Raw genomic sequence first — 17824 nt, forward strand, 5'->3', positions numbered from 1 at the left:
GCACGGGCGCGGCGCAACTCGACCATCGCTATGCCAACGGCAGCAGACTGCCCAAAGCCGTGCCGCCACCCCATCCGGCCGGGGGCGCAGATCACGCTCTATCTCTGACGCGTGCTCTGCGCTCTGGTGGCTGTGCCACGGACTTGCGCCACCACCAGGCACGCATCGCCAGCAGCCCGAACACCACTGCGGCGTAGACCGAAACCGTGCCGAAATCATGCTTGCCGGACTTGTGCCACCAGTAGTGCATGATGGCCAGCACGGCGACGGCGTACACGGAACGGTGCAGCCATTGCCACCGCTTCCCGCCCAGGCGCTTGACCATGGCATTGGCGGAGGTTGCCGCCAGAGGAATCATCAGCACGAAGGCGGCGAAACCCACCGTGATGAACGGCCGCTTGGCGATGTCCTTGACCATGTACGCGACATCGAAGCCACGGTCCACGCCAAGCCACAGCAGGAAATGCTGCAGCGCGTAGAAGAAGGCGAACAGCCCGAGCATGCGCCGCAAGCGAATCAGCCAGTTCCAGCCGGTGAAACGGCGCAGCGGCGTGACCGCCAGCGTGACGCACAGCATCACTAGGGTCCAGGTACCGGTCGAGCGCGTGACGAACTCCAGCGGATTGGCGCCGAACTGGTCGGTAAAACCGAGGTAAAGCAAGCGCAGGAACGGCAGCATGGCGAGCAGCCACACGGCCAGCTTGACCGTGCGCACACGCCCTGGCGGGAGCGTCGCTAGACCAGGCTGCCCGCTCGCCCGTGCCGGGCGTGCGCCGGCGGCCGGTGCACCCGGGCGCGGCGGCGAGAGATCCTGTGGGGCCATCAGAAGAACTTCCTCAGGTCCATGCCCTGGTACAGCGACGCCACTTGCTGGCCATAGCCGTTGAAAGGCAGCGTCTTGCGCTTGGGCGCGAACAACGCGCCAAAGCCGCCGCCCTTGTCTTCGCCGATGCGGCGCTCCGTGGCCTGGCTCCAGCGGGGATGGTCCACGTCCGGATTGACATTGGAATAGAAACCGTACTCCTGTGCCGCAGCCAGGTTCCAGCTGGTGCTGGGCTGCTTGTCGACAAAGCGGATCCTGACGATGGACTTGGCACTTTTGAAACCATACTTCCAGGGGACCACCACGCGCACCGGCGCACCGTTCTGGTTGGGCAGCACCTCGCCGTAGAGGCCAAAGGCCAGCAAGGTCAGCGGATGCATCGCCTCGTCCATGCGCAGGCCCTCGGTGTAGGGCCATTCCAGCACGCGAGCGCTGACGCCAGGCATCTGCTTCTTGTCGTTGAGCGTGACGAATTCCACATACTTCGCGCCGGCTTGCGGCTCAACGCGACGAATCAGTTCGGCCAGGGAATAGCCGCTCCAGGGAATCACCATCGACCAGCCTTCTACGCAGCGCAGCCGGTAGACCCGCTCTTCCATCGGCATCAGGCGCACCAGCTCGTCGATATCGTAGACCTTGGGCTTCTTCACCAGGCCTTCGATGGCAACCTGCCATGGACGCGTGCGCAGCGTACCGGCGTTGCGCGCGGGGTCCGACTTGTCGGTGCCGAACTCGTAGTAGTTGTTGTACGTGGTGACGTCCTCGTACGGCGTACGCTTTTCCGTCACTACGTAGGCATTGTTGGGCGCGGCCGGCAGCTTCTGGCCGCGCGGGGCCTGGGCCAGCGCATCGCGCGCGAACCACGGGGCCGGCATACTCCCGGCAGCCCCCGCGGCCGCCATGGCCAATAGCCGGCGACGTGACTCGAACACACTGCGCGGGGTGATCTCGCTGGCGGCAATATCGTCGCCGCGCAGCCACTTGGGAGAGGGAATCAGCATCGTTGTTCCTCGTTGCATGCCATGGGTAAAAATCGATCCGCCGTTCGTGCCTGGCCCTTGACAGCCCCGCGTGCACGATTGGACTCCGGCCTGAGTCGGATGGCGCACGCGAATCCTGACATCTTTTTTTGCCAGGGCGCCACGCCTGCACCCGGGGCCTTTTTCAGGCAGGGTGTCCGGCCAGACCGCACAGCATGGCTGGCGGCCTCAGCCGCCTTGGTATTGCCGGTAGACGGACTGCGCCAGCGCCAGCAGCGGCGCCCTCTCAAGCGGTCCGGCCAGCGCGAAGCCGATATCCCGGTCCACCCAATAGAAAGCCATGGTGCCTGCGGCGGCGGCCGGACGATCTCCCGGTCCCGTGCCCATCCGCTCCAGCCGGAAGCCGGTGTCCGGCGTATCCCGTGCCATGTGCCGTAACTGCAGCGACAATCGGGTTCCATCGTCGGTCTCATACATCAGGATGGCCGACGGCCCGCCCTCGGCGACGCCCAGGCGCCCGCCAATCAGGTGGAATCCCTGGGTGCGCAGATCGGGGACCCGCAAGGGCGCGCCGAGCCGCTTTGACAACCAGGCCACCAGATGGGCTTCATCGGTAGCGGCCACCTCGACCGGGTGGCGCACTTCAGGTGCGTACACCACGTGGCTGGCCAGCGCTTCGCGCGCGAAGCGCTCCACCGAGGGGACGCGCGCCGCCAGGGTGTCCGTGCGCCCATGGGCGAACCAGCCGATCGCGCCGCCCAGAGCCAGCGAAGCCATGCTGGCCGCCAGTGCCATGCCCCACCCCGCCGTGCCGCGCACCCGATCAGCGGCGCCGCCGCGCAGCCGGGACGGAAGTGCATTCAGCGGTACAGGTTCATTGAGCACGCCGTCGAACGCAGCATGCAGTTCACTTGCCTGCCGCCGCCAGCTACCGACCTTCTCTCCGGCATCGGGATAGGCGGCCAGGTACGCCTCCACCTCGGCACGGCGGGCGGGATCCAGCTGGCCATCGGCATAGGCGTGGAGATCGGCTTCGTTGACTGGGGACATCATTTGACTCGCTGCAGTCCGGCCGCCCGGCCAGAGGCCTGCGGGTTCGCCTCGGACGCTCCGTCCATCAGCAGGCGCATCTGCTCGCGGGCGCGTGCCAGGCGGGACATCACCGTGCCCACCGGCACCTCCAGCACCTGCGCCGCCTCGGCATAGGTGAGTTGCTCCAGGCCGACCAGCAGCATGACCGCGCGCTGGGCTTCGGGCAAGCGAGCCAGCGCCCGTACCAGGTCCAGGCGCAAGGCGGGCTCCGGCGCAGCACTGGGTACGTCGGGAAGCGTGTCGGTGAAGGTCACAAGATCGGCACGCCGGTACGCATTGATGCGCAGCCGGTGCATCATGGTCAGCAGCCAGGACAGCAGGCCATCCGCGCCGTCGCCCCACCAGGCGCCGGCGCGCAGCCGGAAGCGCCAGCGGTAGCGCAGCGCGCGTTCCAGCGTGTCCTGCACCAGGTCGTCGGCCGATGCCGCATCCCCGGTCAGGCCACGGGCGTGGCGCCGCAGGCGCGGCGCCAGCGCCACCAACTGGCGGTCGAAGCCGTCCATGCCGTCAGGCTGCCCGCGCCCGGATCAGGGAGCGGCCACGTGCCAGACGTTGTTGAAGTTATCGCCCATGCGGTCACCCGGTTTGGCATCCTTGGCGAAACGATAGAGCGGCTTGCCGCGATAGGCCCACTGCTTGGCGCCGTCGTCACGAGTGATGACACTGTAGTCCCCCGTGGGACTGGTGCCGGGCGCCGCCATCAGGGGCGGCCAGTTGGTTGCGCAGGGACCGTTGCAAGCGCTCTTGCCACCCGCGTCACGGTCGAAGGTGTAGAGCGTCAGGCCCTGGGGATCGGTCAGCGCGCCGCCGGCGACTTTCACCGTGGGCGGCATATTGCCCGCACTGCTGCCACCCATGCCGCCCATGCCAGAACAGGCAGACAGCAGCACTGCGGCAGACGCCAGCGCGAGAACAGCGGGACGGGACAGCGATGCGAGAGAAGCGGCTGCGAAGGGACGGGAAAGGGCCATGATGTCGATCTCCATGCGATGCGGCGCCGCCAGCCGGCACCGTCCCTTCAGTAAACACCGGATGTGACGGCTTTATTCCATCTGGACGAAAAAAAACCTGCCGCGTCGGACCGACGGGGCAGGTTTTTCTTATTGCGTCGCAACATCCGGATCAGAGTTCGCCGTAGCTATGCAGGCCCGAGAGGAACATGTTGACGCCCAGGAAGGCGAAGGTCGTGACCAGCAAACCCACCAATGCCCACCAGGCCGCCATGGTGCCGCGCAAACCCTTCATCAGGCGCATGTGCAGCCAGGCCGCATAGTTGAGCCAGACAATCAGCGCCCAGGTTTCCTTCGGGTCCCAGCTCCAGTAGCCGCCCCACGCTTCTGCCGCCCAAAGCGCGCCCAGGATAGTGGCGATGGTGAAGAAGGCGAAGCCCACCGCAATCGCCTTGTACATCACATCGTCGAGCACTTCGAGCGAGGGCAGGCGCTCGGCCAGGATGCCACGCTCCTTGAACAGGTAAGCCATCGCGACCATCGCGGCCAGGGCGAAGGTGCCGTAGCCGATGAAATTGGCCGGCACATGGATCTTCATCCACCAGCTCTGCAAGGCTGGGACCAGTGGCTGGATCTCGCTCGCATCGCGGCTGACCGTGTACCACAGCAGGAAACCGACCGCCGCCGACACCACCAGCATCACGAATGGCCCAAGCGCGCGGGTCTGGTAGCGGCCTTCGTAGTAGAGGTAGAACAAGGAAGTGATCAGCGTGAACAGTACAAATACTTCGTACAGGTTCGAGATAGGAATGTGGCCGATGTCGGCGCCGATCAGGTAGGACTCGTACCAGCGCACCAGCATGCCGGTGAAGCCCAGCACCACTGCGGCCCACACCATCTTGCTGCCGATCTGCAGCCCGGTCTCCGAGCGCCCCAGCAGGCCGCCCCAATAGAACAGGGTGGACAGGAACACCAGCGCGCTCATCCACAGGATGGCCGACTGGCTCGACAGGAAGTATTTGAGGAAGAACGCCTGCTCGGCGCGTGGCAGCTGGCCCTGGTAGAGCTGGATCGCGAACAGCGACAGCGCCGCCAGCAGCACCATCAGCAACCGCACCGGCTTCCAGTGCCATCCCAGCAACGCAAAGGTGGGCACCGCTGCAATCAGCACGCCTTTGTCGTAGACGTTCATCCACTCGCCGTAGCGTGCCAGTGCGAAGCCCGCGCCCGCTGCCAGCAGCAAGGCAAAGACCCAGTCGACCCAGCCCAGCCGGCGAAGGAACGACGGCTCCAGGTAGGCCTGCTCCGCACCGCCAGCGCCTCCGGCGGGAGCCGGGCTCGCCTGCATGGGCGGCCTGGCCTGATTCACATTCGAGGACATATTGGTTCCTGCTTAATTGCCGGCCGCGTCGAGATTGCCGGCGGCTCGGCCTACATCGTCGCGCAGAGCGACAAATTCCTTCTCGAAATCCAGTGTACGCCGCTGCGTGGACATGGCCATCAGCACATGGCTGGCAGCACCGCCGCCCTCGCTTCCGGCCGATCCGCCGGCCGGGTCCCGGACCCACAGCCAGACGCGGCGCTCGCGGATGTAGAACATCGAGAACACGCCCAGCACCAGCAGCAGACAGCCAAGATACACGATGTTCTTCCCTGGTGCACGGGTCATCTGGAACACGCTGGCCTTCACCTCGGTGAAGTCGTCGAGCTGCAGGAAGACCGGCGCGGTGTAGAAGAAACTGTCGGATAGCGCATTGATGGCTTGCTGCAAGAAAGCGCCGCTCTGGGCACTATTCGGCACCACCGGCAGCTTGTCCTGCGCGCGCGCCAGCTGCCAGAGTTCCCACATCGAGCCGTTGAGGATCTTCAGCAGCACGTCGGCGGCCTTCTGCTGCTCGGCCGGCGGCACGGACTTTTCCAGGAAGGCGGCAATTGCCGTGAAGCCGCCAGGCGGCGCTTGCGGATTGCTTCGTGCGGCGCCAGCGAAGAGATCAAGCGCGCGCAGGGCGCTCTCGGCAAGCTGGCCGCGCAACACCTCGCGATCCGCGCCCGGCATCGAGGCCAGGGCAAAGCGGCGTGCCGCTTCGACCCGCAGCGCGCGGTCCTGCAGCGCGGCGCGCAGGCGCATCCAGTCGGCTACGCTGTTCTGCTCGTCGGCCGGGATGCGCAGGTAACGGAACGGCTCGCTGGGCGAATCGCGCATGCCGGCAAGGAAGACCGACTGCCCATCGAGCTGCACGGGCACCATGTAGTTGTTGAACTCGCGCGCCTGGCCGTTGCGGTCGCGCAGCTTGTACTGCACCGACGGACCCACGTTGCGCAGTTCCTTCGCGCGATCAGGATTGACCGCCGAGCCCAGGTGGGACTCCAGCTTCTCGTTGAGCGATTTGCGCGCCACGCCGCGGGCATCGGGCTTGCCCGACGCGTCGGTGACGTTCTCGATATTCATCAGGCGGAAATCGCTGAACTCGACCGTCAGCCCCTCGGCGTCGGCGGCGCTGCCCGTGCCGGTCAGCGGCGAGTTGGCGCCCACCGTACCGGCGAAGGTGAAGGTCTTGTCATTGCCGCCCTGCATCGGGTAGCCGACGAACTTCAGCCTGGAGCCGCCATCCTCGAAACTCGACTGGTAAATGGCAATGCCGTCCACCACCAGCGGTTCGTTGACCTTGACCGTGGCTTCGGTCTTGCGGCCAGTGGTGCGGTCGGTGATGACCACATCGGAGGCGAACAGCTTGGGCATGCCGGTCGAGTAATGCTCGACGGTAAATTTCTTCAGCGTGATATTGAACGGCAGGTCCTGCACCAGCGCACCTTCCGAGATATTCAGGATGGCAGTGGAGACGGTCGCGCCTTCGGGCACGAAGGCATTGCCGCGAAAACCGGGATTGTTGACCGACAAGCGGTGCTGCGGCGGAATGTCGCTGATCACGGCGTTGCCGGTAATCGGACTCTTGCCGCCAAACCACATCTGGGCGCGGATCAGCATGTCGCCGTCGAGCAGCCCACCGATGCAGATCACCACGATGGCGGTGTGCGCCAGGATGTAGCCCAGCTTGTTGGCCGCGCCCGCCTTGGCCGCCAGCAAGGTGGCCCCGTCATGGGGCACGGTCTTGATGCGATAACCGCGATTGGCCAGCAGCGCAGTGAGCCGCGTCACCGCATCGGCGCGCGGGCGGCCTGCATCGAACTCGGCGCGGTGATGGAAGGCGCGCAGGCTGCGTTCGCGTACGTGGTCCTTCCACGAACGCATGTCCTTGATCATCCTGGGCGCGTTGCGCGTCAGGCACAGTGAGGTGGAGACCACCAGGAAGGCCAGGATCAGCAGGAACCACCAGGAGCCGTAAACCTTCTGCAGCGACAGCGTGTGGAACAGGTCAGCCCAGAAGGGGCCGAACTGGTTGACGTAGTTGGGATAGGGCTCGTTCTGCTTGAGTACCGTGCCGATCACGCTGGCGATCGCGATGACCGTCAGCAACGCGATGGCGAAACGCATCGAGGACAGCAGTTCCACCGCGTCGCGCAGCAAGCGGTGAGAAGTCTTCAAGTGCAGTCCTGACGTGGAAGCGGTCGACATGTGCAGTGGGGCCCTCGGCCTTGAAATGAAAAAGGGTGGACATGCTTGCGCAGGCCACCCTCTTCGATTGTTGCCGTGCTGCCTGGTTGCACCCCTGCGGTCCACCTCGCAACGGCGAGGCCCGCGTGGGCGCTCCGGCTACCCGGCGCTGAACGACTTAGCGAATCCCTGCGACGTAGTCGGCCACGGCCTTGATCTCGGCATCCGACATCTTGGCGGCAATGGTGGTCATCACGGGATTGTTCTTGCGGGTGCCCTGGCGGAACGCGACCAGTTGCGCCTCGGTGTATTCGGACCATTGTCCGCCGATGCGCGGATACTGGGCCGGGATGCCGGCGGCGGTGGGGCCGTGGCAGGCCGCGCAAGCGGGCACGCCCTTGGCGGCGATGCCACCACGGTAGATCTTCTGGCCGGCTTCGATGGTGTCCTTGCTCTTGGCGGTGGCAGGCTTCAGGCTCTGCTTGGCCAGGTAGGCGCCGACGTCCTTCATTTCCTGCTCGGACAAGGCTGCCGCGTAGGGCGACATGATGGCGTTGCTGCGGGTCTTGGCCTTGAAGTCGTCGAGCTGCTTGTGCACGTACTCCGGATGCTGGGCGGCCAGCTTCGGATTGGCGGCGCCGCCACTGTTGCCGTTGGCGCCGTGGCAACTCAGGCAAGCCGGGACATTGCGATCGGGGGCACCTTGCGTGTAGAGGGTTTCGCCCTTGGCCGGATCAGCCTTTGCGGCGGCCTGCTCTGCGGCAGATGCCAGACCGGTCATGGCAGTGGCCGGCAGAGCCAGCGCCACGACAGCCAGAAGTTTCGCAATGCGGTTCATTCGCACACCTTGTCTGAATTGTTTTGAAATCCATGGGGCACGCCGTTCAGCACCTTGCCCGCGGTGAGGACGCGCATGGGCTGGTACTTTGACATCGGAAATTCACCACGACGGACCGCCAGCCCCGCTGAAGCCAAAAAACGCCCAGGCGAGAGCCGAATGGCACCGCCCCCATGCGAACGAGAGCGGCAGACCGTGCGAATATCCCGGTAGCAGACCCAGACCCCCGGCTGGCCCCCTTGCCGCTGCGCCATGCAGGCGCTGCAACAGACCAGACGACAGGCTTGCTACCACGATGGAACGGACACGCAGAGCTTCCTGCTCAGATAAACGCAAGGCCAAGGATGCCGCGCGTCACCTAATCGGGAGGCCGTTAACCGCGTTATTGTACAATAAATCGTGTGCCGGATAGAGGATGTGCGCGCCGCGACGCGGCCAGACGCCAGCCCCGGCCATCCAGGCGGCAGCATGTGCCGCCCACCTCACTCACATCGGCGTGGTGACGCCGGCGGACCCGCCAAATGCAAGGCGGCGCCCCGCCCCCACCCGCCCCATCGCCCACGCGCATGTCCCTCCTACACCAGGCCCGCTTCTTCGTTACCGTCAACCACCTGCGCGACCTGCCTGCCACGGCGGTGCCGGAAGTGGCCTTCGCCGGGCGCTCCAACGCCGGCAAATCCACCGCCATCAACATCCTGTGCAACCAGAAGCGGCTAGCCTTCTCGTCGCGCACGCCGGGCCGCACCCAGCACATCAATTTCTTCGGGGTCGCACCGGTCAAGGCGCCGGATCCGCTGGCCTTCCTGGTCGACCTGCCCGGCTATGGCTATGCGCAGGTGTCGGGATCGGCCAAGTACCATTGGCAGACGCTGCTGAGCGACTATGTACAGACCCGTTCGCAACTGGCTGGTCTGGTGCTGATGATGGACGCGCGCCGGCCCTTCACCGACCTGGATTGCCAGATGGTTGAATGGTTCCTGCCCACGGGCCGGCCCATTCACGTGTTGCTGACCAAGGCCGATAAACTGACCAACAGCGAAAATGCCCTGGCCCTGCGCGAAACCCGCAAGATCCTGGCCGGTTACGCCGAACAGCTCGACACGCCCGTGGCCCTGACAGCGCAATTGTTCTCCAGCCTGAAGCGCCGCGGCATCGAGGAAGCCCAGCGCGTGGTGGCAGGCTGGCTGGCGCTGCCGGAAGCACAGCCGCCCGTGGTGCCGGGCAGCGAGTCCGCCGCCGCGCCGCAGGAAAAAGCAAAGCCCGGCCAGGCGGCGGTTGTGCAAGACACACCGCCCGACGCGGCCGCGAACTGACCTTCCAGTCCCGCTTGGCGTACCCGCCCCTGCGGGTGCGGCGCGATAGCGAACCCGCGCATCCCCACGAATCGAACAGGCAAAAAAAACCCCGTTGCAAGCAACGGGGGCGAACTTTCCCACCGGTTGAGGGCGGGTACCCGCTCAGGGAGGAGTAGCGGGGGACGCTGCATCACGCAAGCGCAACGCAGAGTGTCCGCGAGTATGATAGCGGGCACGATCAAAAGTTTAGTTTTTCTTTCGAAGCGGCCTGCTGGATCACTCGCCAGCCACATCGCGCGCCAGCAGCCCGGCAGAATTCCGCACTCCCTCAGACTCTCTCCCTCAAGCCATGTCCACTTTCCCCGAGTACCGTCCGCGCCGCATGCGCCGCGATGATTTCTCGCGCAGGCTGATGCGCGAACACCGCCTGTCGCCGGACAACCTGATCTACCCGGTATTTATCGTCGACGGCCACAACCAGCGTGAAAGCGTGGCGTCCATGCCCGGCGTGGAGCGGCTCTCGGTCGACCTGCTGCTGCCGGTGGCGGAGGATTGCGTCAAGCTGGGCATCCCGGTCATCGCGCTGTTCCCGGTGATCGATCCGGCCCTGAAGACGCCCGACGGTATCGAGGCCACCAATGCCGACGGCCTGATCCCGCGTGCCGTGCGCGCACTGAAAGACCGCTTCCCCGAGCTCGGCGTGCTGACCGACGTGGCGCTGGACCCATACACCAGCCACGGCCAGGACGGCGTGCTGGACGCAGACGGCTATGTGATCAACGACGTCACCGTGGAGATCCTGGTCAAGCAGGCGCTGACACAGGCCGCGGCCGGCGTAGATATCGTGGCGCCGTCGGACATGATGGACGGGCGCATCGGCGCGGTGCGCGCCGCGCTGGAGGACGGCGGCCATATCCATACGCGCATCATGGCCTACTCGGCCAAGTACGCATCGGCCTTCTATGGCCCGTTCCGGGATGCGGTAGGCTCGGCGGCCAACCTGGGCAAGGGCAACAAGATGACCTACCAGATGGACCCGGCCAATACCGACGAGGCCTTGCGCGAAGTGGCGCAAGACATCATGGAAGGCGCCGACATGGTGATGGTCAAGCCCGGCATGCCTTACCTGGATATCGTGCGGCGAGTGAAGGATGAGTTCCGTTTCCCCACCTACGCCTACCAGGTCAGCGGCGAGTACGCGATGCTCAAGGCGGCGGCCCAGAATGGCTGGCTGGATCACGACAAGGTCATGATGGAGTCGCTCCTGGCTTTCCGCCGTGCCGGCGCCGACGGCATCCTGACCTACTTCGCGCGCGACGCTGCTCGCCTGCTCACGCGCTGAACCGGCCCGGATGCAGCTGTTAGGTTTTTCCGCCAGTCAGGTCCATCCGCTCGCCTCGCTCGACGAGGCGCGCGACTTTCTCGCGGGTAACGCGGCGGCCCGCTTCGTCTGGGTCGATACGCCGATCGAGGAAGTCAGCGCCGCGCCGACGGCCTGGCGCGACAGCGTCCAGGCCCTGACCGGCGCCCCGGTGCTGGATCTGCACCTGATCGATGCCACCAACCCGTCGCATCCTTCGTATTTCGATACGACGCATGCTTACGACATGGTGATCTTCCGCAAGCTCACCTTTGAAACGAGCCGGCTGATTGCCGAGGCCGGCGGCGAAACGGCGGCAGCGTCCGGAACGACAGCAACCGCGCCAGCCACCGCACCGGAATCGCCGGCAATCCCGGGGGCCTCCACGGCTTCCACTACGGTTTCCGCTACCGCGACAACCAGCCAGCCGCCCGCTTCAAAAACGCAGGCTCTGGCCAAGCCGCGCCGCTACCCGCCAGGCTTTCTGCCTGCACTGGCCAAAATCGATACCCAGCCGGTCACTTTCTTTGTCTTCGACAATGTGCTGTTGACGGTCCGGCCGGCGCAGTCTCGCACACTCGACCAGGTGCGCCAGCGCCTGCTTGAGCTATGCCAGGCGCCACGGCCGCAGTCCGCCTCGAAGACCCGGCCCAACGGGCACGCCGCCGCGCTGGTACATGGCATCCGCCCGCCAACGCGCCCGGAAGACCTGATGCTGCGCCTGCTCAACGCGATGGTCGACCGCTACCTGGACCTGCGCGCGCCCCTGACGCGCCAGCTGGACCGTTGGCAACGCGCGCTGCTAAACGCCCGGCGCAGCTTCTCCAGCTGGGAAGGCTTGCTCGATGCCCGCATCGAACTGCGGCGCCTGGAGCACCTGTGCGAGGAACAGCACGATGCGCTGCAGGAATTCCGCGACAGCCTGCTCGACAACAGTTACAGCGTGCAAAGCGAAGGAACCGCAAACGCGCCAGGCCGCGACGATGCCTTGCTGGTGCGCATCAACGACGTGATGGAACACATCTCGCGCGTGCTCGCGCACGCGCGCCGGCTGGAGGACTCGATCGAGTCCGCGGTGCAGATTCATTTTTCATCGGTGGCGCATCGCACCAACCGCACCATGCGCACCCTGACGCTGATCACCGCGCTGTTCATGCCACTCACGCTGATCACCGGTATCTTCGGCATGAACTTCGAGCGCATGCCGTGGCTGCGCGAGCCACAGGGCTTCTGGTGGTCGCTCGGGCTGATGGGGGCGGTGGCGGTAGTGCTGGCCGCGGTGTGGGGGCTGGGACGCCGGCTGGAGAAAAGCTAGCCGACGCCTGCGCAAGCCGGGGGGTCAGATGCTAGCTTTGGCGCCCAGGGCGCGCGCCAGCGTGTCAAGGAAACGGGCGGCGGGTTGGTAGCCGATTGCGCGAACCGGCCGCTCGCGCCCGTCAGGCCCGAACAGGATGATGCCCGGCGGGCCGAACAGGCCGAAGCGCTTGAGCAGTGCCCGATCGTCGGCGTTGTTCCGGGTGACGTCCGCCTGCAGCATCACCACCCCGGCAAGCCGGGTCCGCACGCGCTCGTCGCTGAACGTGAAGCGCTCCATCTCCTTGCAGCTCACGCACCAGTCCGCATAGAAGTCGAGCAGCACGGGCTTGCCCGCGGCGGCGGCCTGCGCCACGCGAGCGTCGAGTTCGGCTACCGAGCGGACCCGCTCAAAGCGCACTGTGGTCGAGTCGCTGGCCGCCGCGTCTGGCGCGGTGCGACCTGCACCAAGATGCGCCAGCGGTTGCAAGGGATCCCGGCCACCGGACGCGAGCCCCACCAGCAAGATGGCTCCCGCCAGCGCGGCAAGCAGGCCCAGGCCCTTGCCCACCCTGGCCAGGCCATGCGCCTCGGGGCCGAGTGACTCGAAGGCGCTCAGGAAAACCGCGCCCACCAGCAGCAGCGCGGCCCAGCCTGCCATCAGCGCCCATGCCGGCAGCGCCGGGCTGACCATCCACAGCGCCACGCCCAGCAGCAGGAAGCCGAAGAAGCGCTTGGTCATTTCCATCCACCGTCCGGCACGCGGCAGCAGGTTGCCCGCGCCCACGCCCACCAGCACCAGCGGCACGCCCATGCCGAGCGCCATCGCGAACAGCGCGCCGCCACCGGTTACGGCATCGCCGGTGCGTGCGATGTAGGCCAGCGCGCCGGCCAGCGGCGCCGTCACGCACGGCCCGACGATCAGCGCCGAGATCGCGCCCATGGCCGCGGCGCCGGCGAGTTGCCCGCCCTGGCGGCGGTTGGACGTAGCGGTCAGCCGCGTCTGCCAGTGTTGCGGCAGCTGCAGTTCGTAGAGGCCGAACATGGATAAGGACAAGGCCACCATCAGCAGCGCGAAAGCCGTCAGCACCCATGGCGACTGCAGCGCGGCGGACAAGCCCTCGCCAAGCAGGCCGGCCGCCACGCCAACAGCGGTGTAAACCACCGCCATGCCTAGCACATACGACAGCGACACCAGCAAAGCGCGGCCGCGCGTGACATGCTCACCCACCACGATCGACGACAGGATCGGCACCATGGGCAGCACGCACGGCGTAAAGGTCAGGAGCAAACCAAGGCCGAAGAACAGTGCGGCAATCACACCGAGGTTGCGGCTGGCCAGCGCCCCGGCAATGCGGTCGTTCTCGTCGGCAGGCCCAGCCAGTTGGGCAGGGGAGGGGCCGGCAGATGGCGCCGCCCCGGCCGCGTCGCGGCTTTCGGCGCCCGGGCCGCTGCCGATGCTGCTGGAATCCGCCGGCGCCCGCTTGCCGAACAGCCCGTCGAGCACACCACCGCCGACTTTGAAAACGCTCTCCATCGGGGGATAGCACAGGCCCTTGTCGGCACAGCCCTGGGAAGTCACCACCAGCGACCATTTGCCGTCCGCCGGCGCGGACGCCACCGGTACGCGGATAGTCACGCCACCATGGTAGGTCTCCATCTCCTTGCCGAAAGTCTCGTCGAACTTGACCTTGCCCGGCGGGAATACCGGAGCGCCAAGCTTGACGAAGTCCGGCTGCGCGGCGAAGGCAAAGCGCTCGCGGTAGAGGTAGTAGCCATCGGCTATATCGAAGCGCACTTCGACGGTCTGCGCGTCGACCTGCCGCGCCGCGAAACGGAAGGCCTGGTCCGGCGGCAGGAAGTCATCGTCGGCGGCATTCGCGGCGCCGCCGAGGCACAGCCACAATGCTGCGAGCAGCAAGATCAGGAGCCGCGCTGCGGCACTATGCCGCACCGACCCCGCTGCCGACCCGCGGTGCAAAGCGCCCGACATCACTCCGAAACCCATGCCCCATCCTTGAATTGTCATTCGTCATATCCGTACCTCGAACGCCTCGCGGCGCCGGTTTCGGCCGCATCACCTGTTAGCCGCCGAATAACGGACATCCTTGCGCGTGCTTACGCGCTGTCATCGTCAGCGTCTGGTGTCCGCGTCTCTTGCGCCACCCACGCCAGGTAAGGCGCAAAGCCGGCCACAACCGGCAATGCCACGATCTCCGGCACCTCATAGGGGTGCGCCAGGCGAATCGCGGCTTCAAGCGCCGTATAGCGATCCTGCGTAGTCTTGATCAGCAGCGGCCATTCCTGGGTGGTTTCGATCTCGCCGCGCCACCAGTACTCGGACTCGCATGGCGCCAGCCGGTTCACGCAAGCTGCCAGCCTGGATTCCAGCACTGCGCGGGTCATACGTGCGGCGGATTCGGCATCGGGCAATACCGTCATTACCAATAGCGTCTCGCTCATCGCGCTTTCCTCAAAAACCTGACCCGGAAAACAAAAGAGCCAGGCATGCAGCCTGGCTCGATTGTAAGCGGTGTCCGTGCGGCTCGCCGCGACCAGTGGTCGCAGGCGGCCGGGACGATATCGACCTTATTCGCCCGCTTCTTCAGCCGGCGCTTCGGTGATTTCCGGACGATCCACCAGTTCGACCAGCGCCATCGGCGCATTGTCGCCCTGACGGAAACCGAACTTCAGGATACGGGTGTAACCACCCGGACGAGCGTTGTAACGCGGGCCCAGTTCGTTGAACAGCTTGGTAACCATGTCGCGGTCGCGCAGACGGGCGAAAGCCAGGCGGCGGTTGGCAACGGTGTCCTTCTTGGCCAGCGTGATGAGGGGCTCGACAACCTTGCGCAGTTCCTTGGCCTTGGGCAGGGTGGTCTTGATCAGCTCGTGCTGGAACAGCGAGTTGGACATGTTGCGCAGCATCGCGAGACGGTGCGACGAGGTGCGGTTCAGTTTCCGCAAACCATGACGGTGACGCATGATGATTCCTTTATTGCAATGTTTGACCAGCTCTTCTATCGCTCGGCCGGGATGCTCCCCGGTTCGGCGCGGGCCGGTAGTCTATTGGAGCGGCCGGCACATGCCGGTCGCCAGGATTACCGGCACGGCAACGGGACCAGCCCGCCGCCGCGCCAGGCAAATTACTTCTCCAGCCCTGCGGGCGGCCAGTTCTCGAGCTTCATGCCGAGGGTCAGGCCACGCGAAGCCAGCACTTCCTTGATTTCATTGAGCGACTTGCGACCCAGGTTCGGGGTCTTCAGCAGCTCATTCTCGGTGCGCTGGATCAGGTCGCCGATGTAGTAGATGTTTTCGGCCTTCAGGCAGTTGGCCGAGCGCACCGTCAGCTCCAGATCGTCCACCGGGCGCAGCAGGATCGGATCGATCTGCGGGGTACGGCTCGAAGCGGCTTCCGCCGACGACTCGGTACCTTCCAGCGCGGCGAACACCGACAACTGGTCAACCAGGATGCGCGCCGATTGACGAATCGCTTCCTCGGGCGAGATCACGCCGTCGGTTTCGATGTTCATCACCAGCTTGTCGAGATCGGTACGCTGTTCCACACGAGCCGATTCGACTGCGTACGAAACGCGGCGCACCGGCGAGAACGAAGCGTCCAGCACGATGCGGCCGATGACCTTGCCCGCTTCGTCGCCAAACTTGCGCACGTTGCCGGGGACATAACCACGGCCTTGTTCGACCTTGATCTGCATGTCCAGCTTGCCGCCGGCCGACAGGTGAGCGATCACGTGGCCGGGGTTGATGATCTCGACGTCGTGCGGCAGCTCGATATCGGCTGCGGTCACAACGCCTTCGCCTTCCTTGCGCAGCGACACCGTGACTTCGTCGCGGTTGTGCAGCTTGAAGACCACACCCTTCAGATTGAGCAGCAGGTTGACTACGTCTTCCTGAACGCCATCGATGGTGGAGTACTCGTGGACCACCCCAGCGATCGTGACTTCGGTCGGGGCATAACCGACCATCGACGACAGCAGCACGCGACGCAGGGCGTTACCGAGCGTATGGCCATAGCCACGCTCGAACGGCTCCATCACGACCTTGGCGTGATGGTCGCCGAGCGGCTCCACGGCAATAATTTTAGGCTTGAGTAGTGCTGTTTGCATTAGGTTGTCCTTTTCAATACCCTCGGCTCGTTACACCGATAAGGCTGACGTATGGAACCTGAAAATCCCATCGCACGATGGGCAATAAGCCCGACGCGCGGCAGCGCGTCGGGCTGAAAGTGAAGCTTGGCGGGAAACGCAAGCCCCTGGCCGTTCGATGGTGTCGGTCAGAATTCGTGTGATTAACGCGAATACAATTCGACGATCAGGCTTTCGTTGATGTCACCCGAGATATCGGCGCGATCCGGCACTTGCTTGAATGTGCCTTCGAACTTCTTCGCGTCCACGGCAACCCATGCCGGGAAACCCGATTGCTCAGCCAGCGACAGCGCTTCGGCGATACGGACTTGCTTCTTCGACTGCTCGCGGATGCTGATGACGTCGCCAGCCTTGACTTGCGCCGACGGCACGTTCAGGGCTTGACCGTTCAGCAGGATCGCCTTGTGCGACACCAGCTGGCGCGCTTCAGCGCGGGTCGAGCCGAAGCCCATGCGGTACACGACGTTGTCCAGACGCGATTCCAGCAGTTGCAGCAGCTTTTCGCCGGTGTTGCCCTTGCGGCGGTCGGCTTCAGCGAAGTAGCGGCGGAACTGGCGCTCGAGTACGCCATAGATACGCTTGACCTTCTGCTTTTCACGCAGTTGGTTGCCATAGTCGGAGGTGCGTGCACCCGAGGTGCGGCCGTGCTGACCCGGCTTGCTGTCCAGCTTGCACTTGTCTGCAAGCGAGCGGCGCGCGCTCTTCAGGAACAGGTCAGTACCTTCACGGCGGGATAGTTTGGCCTTCGGGCCGATATAACGTGCCACTTTATCTTCCTTCCTGATCGATCGCGGCGCCTTGTTCGACGCGCCGCGAGTCCGCCTTCTCCGCCCCCGGATGATTGGGCGCATGAGTGGCAGACGGTGGGCTTATCCAGCGCGCTCCCGTTCGGGCACGCGCAAAAGCATGGCTAACTACTGCGCCAGGCGACCGACAACGACGACGATCGCGCAAACGCAAAACGAAAACCTGCTGCAAACAGATGCAGCAGGTCAACGTGCGATGCTACCACACCGGGCTGCACACGGGGAAGACCCCGATTGCAGCCTGGGTATCACATCGGCACTTAGATCCGACGGCGCTTCGGCGGACGGCAGCCGTTGTGCGGCACCGGCGTCACGTCTTCGATGATCGAGATCTTGATGCCGAGCGCGTTCAGGGCGCGCACAGCCGATTCACGGCCAGGGCCGGGGCCCTTGATGCGCACGTCCAGGTTCTTGATACCCTGGTCTTGCGCCACGCGGCCGGCATTCTCGGCGGCGACCTGAGCTGCGAAGGGAGTCGACTTACGCGAACCCTTGAAGCCCTGGCCACCCGAGGTTGCCCACGCCAGAGCATTGCCCTGACGGTCGGTGATCGTGATGATGGTGTTGTTGAACGAAGCGTGGACGTGCGCAATGCCGTCGGCAACGTTCTTCTTGACCTTCTTACGCGCGCGCTGGGCGGCGTTATTCGGACCTTTTGCCATTAGTTT

17 protein-coding genes are annotated in these 17824 nt (G+C 65.1%); 3 read left to right on the forward strand and 14 right to left on the reverse strand.

Annotated features, from left to right (window positions below; genetic code table 11):
- Positions 1-91: 91 nt before the first annotated feature.
- The 8 genes from msrQ to CF70_RS24375 all read right to left on the reverse strand — a co-directional run bounded on the left by msrQ (position 92) and on the right by CF70_RS24375 (position 8236).
- Positions 92-823 carry a protein-methionine-sulfoxide reductase heme-binding subunit MsrQ gene (gene msrQ, locus CF70_RS24340; protein WP_051648906.1) on the reverse strand — a complete coding sequence of 244 codons (732 nt, stop codon included), beginning with the start codon at positions 821-823 and terminating at the stop codon, positions 92-94.
- Positions 823-1824: a protein-methionine-sulfoxide reductase catalytic subunit MsrP gene (gene msrP / locus CF70_RS24345; protein WP_035870728.1), complete on the reverse strand. Its 1002-nt coding sequence runs from the start codon at positions 1822-1824 to the stop codon at positions 823-825. Before msrP ends, msrQ begins: the two co-directional genes overlap by 1 nt.
- Before the next feature lie 207 nt (positions 1825-2031).
- Positions 2032-2856 carry an anti-sigma factor family protein gene (locus CF70_RS24350; protein ID WP_035870730.1) on the reverse strand — a complete coding sequence of 275 codons (825 nt, stop codon included), beginning with the start codon at positions 2854-2856 and terminating at the stop codon, positions 2032-2034.
- Complete coding sequence (locus tag CF70_RS24355) at positions 2853-3398, reverse strand: RNA polymerase sigma factor (protein WP_035870731.1); 546 nt, start codon at positions 3396-3398, stop codon at positions 2853-2855. The genes CF70_RS24350 and CF70_RS24355 overlap by 4 nt, the downstream gene beginning before the upstream one ends.
- Positions 3399-3422: 24 nt before the next feature.
- Complete coding sequence (locus CF70_RS24360; protein WP_035870803.1) at positions 3423-3866, reverse strand: lipoprotein; 444 nt, start codon at positions 3864-3866, stop codon at positions 3423-3425.
- A gap of 151 nt (positions 3867-4017) precedes the next feature.
- Positions 4018-5193, reverse strand: a complete 1176-nt coding sequence (gene ccsB, locus CF70_RS24365) for a c-type cytochrome biogenesis protein CcsB (RefSeq protein WP_152561907.1) — start codon at positions 5191-5193, stop codon at positions 4018-4020.
- Between the two features lie 45 nt (positions 5194-5238).
- The gene (locus tag CF70_RS24370; protein ID WP_035870735.1) at positions 5239-7419 is read right to left on the reverse strand and encodes a cytochrome c biogenesis protein ResB; all 2181 of its coding nucleotides are present in this window, start codon (positions 7417-7419) and stop codon (positions 5239-5241) included.
- 157 nt (positions 7420-7576) lie between these two features.
- Positions 7577-8236 (reverse strand): c-type cytochrome, encoded by a 660-nt coding sequence (locus CF70_RS24375; protein WP_035870737.1) that lies wholly within the window; start codon positions 8234-8236, stop codon positions 7577-7579.
- Between the two features lie 566 nt (positions 8237-8802).
- Here CF70_RS24375 and yihA point away from each other — a divergent pair.
- The 3 genes from yihA (at position 8803) to CF70_RS24390 (ending at position 12206) form a co-directional block, all read left to right on the forward strand.
- The gene (gene yihA / locus CF70_RS24380) at positions 8803-9549 is read left to right on the forward strand and encodes a ribosome biogenesis GTP-binding protein YihA/YsxC (protein WP_051648908.1); all 747 of its coding nucleotides are present in this window, start codon (positions 8803-8805) and stop codon (positions 9547-9549) included.
- 331 nt (positions 9550-9880) lie between these two features.
- Positions 9881-10873 (forward strand): porphobilinogen synthase, encoded by a 993-nt coding sequence (gene hemB / locus CF70_RS24385; protein ID WP_035870740.1) that lies wholly within the window; start codon positions 9881-9883, stop codon positions 10871-10873.
- A 10-nt stretch (positions 10874-10883) separates the two neighbouring features.
- Positions 10884-12206, forward strand: coding sequence for a magnesium transporter CorA family protein (locus tag CF70_RS24390; RefSeq protein ID WP_035870742.1), 1323 nt, complete (start codon positions 10884-10886; stop codon positions 12204-12206).
- A gap of 24 nt (positions 12207-12230) precedes the next feature.
- Here the strand turns inward: CF70_RS24390 and dsbD are convergent, their stop codons facing one another.
- From dsbD to rpsK, 6 genes are all read right to left on the reverse strand, one after another.
- Complete coding sequence (gene dsbD, locus CF70_RS24395; protein WP_035870806.1) at positions 12231-14177, reverse strand: protein-disulfide reductase DsbD; 1947 nt, start codon at positions 14175-14177, stop codon at positions 12231-12233.
- 125 nt (positions 14178-14302) lie between these two features.
- Entirely contained in the window at positions 14303-14647 is a 345-nt protein-coding gene (cutA, locus tag CF70_RS24400; RefSeq protein ID WP_035870744.1) for a divalent-cation tolerance protein CutA, read from the reverse strand.
- A gap of 126 nt (positions 14648-14773) precedes the next feature.
- Complete coding sequence (gene rplQ, locus CF70_RS24405) at positions 14774-15169, reverse strand: 50S ribosomal protein L17 (RefSeq protein WP_006160427.1); 396 nt, start codon at positions 15167-15169, stop codon at positions 14774-14776.
- A 161-nt stretch (positions 15170-15330) separates the two neighbouring features.
- Positions 15331-16311, reverse strand: a complete 981-nt coding sequence (locus CF70_RS24410) for a DNA-directed RNA polymerase subunit alpha (RefSeq protein ID WP_006160428.1) — start codon at positions 16309-16311, stop codon at positions 15331-15333.
- Between the two features lie 182 nt (positions 16312-16493).
- Positions 16494-17117, reverse strand: a complete 624-nt coding sequence (rpsD, locus tag CF70_RS24415) for a 30S ribosomal protein S4 (protein WP_035870746.1) — start codon at positions 17115-17117, stop codon at positions 16494-16496.
- 299 nt (positions 17118-17416) lie between these two features.
- Positions 17417-17818, reverse strand: a complete 402-nt coding sequence (gene rpsK / locus CF70_RS24420; protein WP_006160430.1) for a 30S ribosomal protein S11 — start codon at positions 17816-17818, stop codon at positions 17417-17419.
- Between the last annotated feature and the right edge of the window lie 6 nt (positions 17819-17824).

It is taken from the genome of Cupriavidus sp. SK-3 (genome assembly GCF_000611145.1).
In the GTDB taxonomy this organism is placed as follows: Bacteria; Pseudomonadota; Gammaproteobacteria; order Burkholderiales; family Burkholderiaceae; genus Cupriavidus.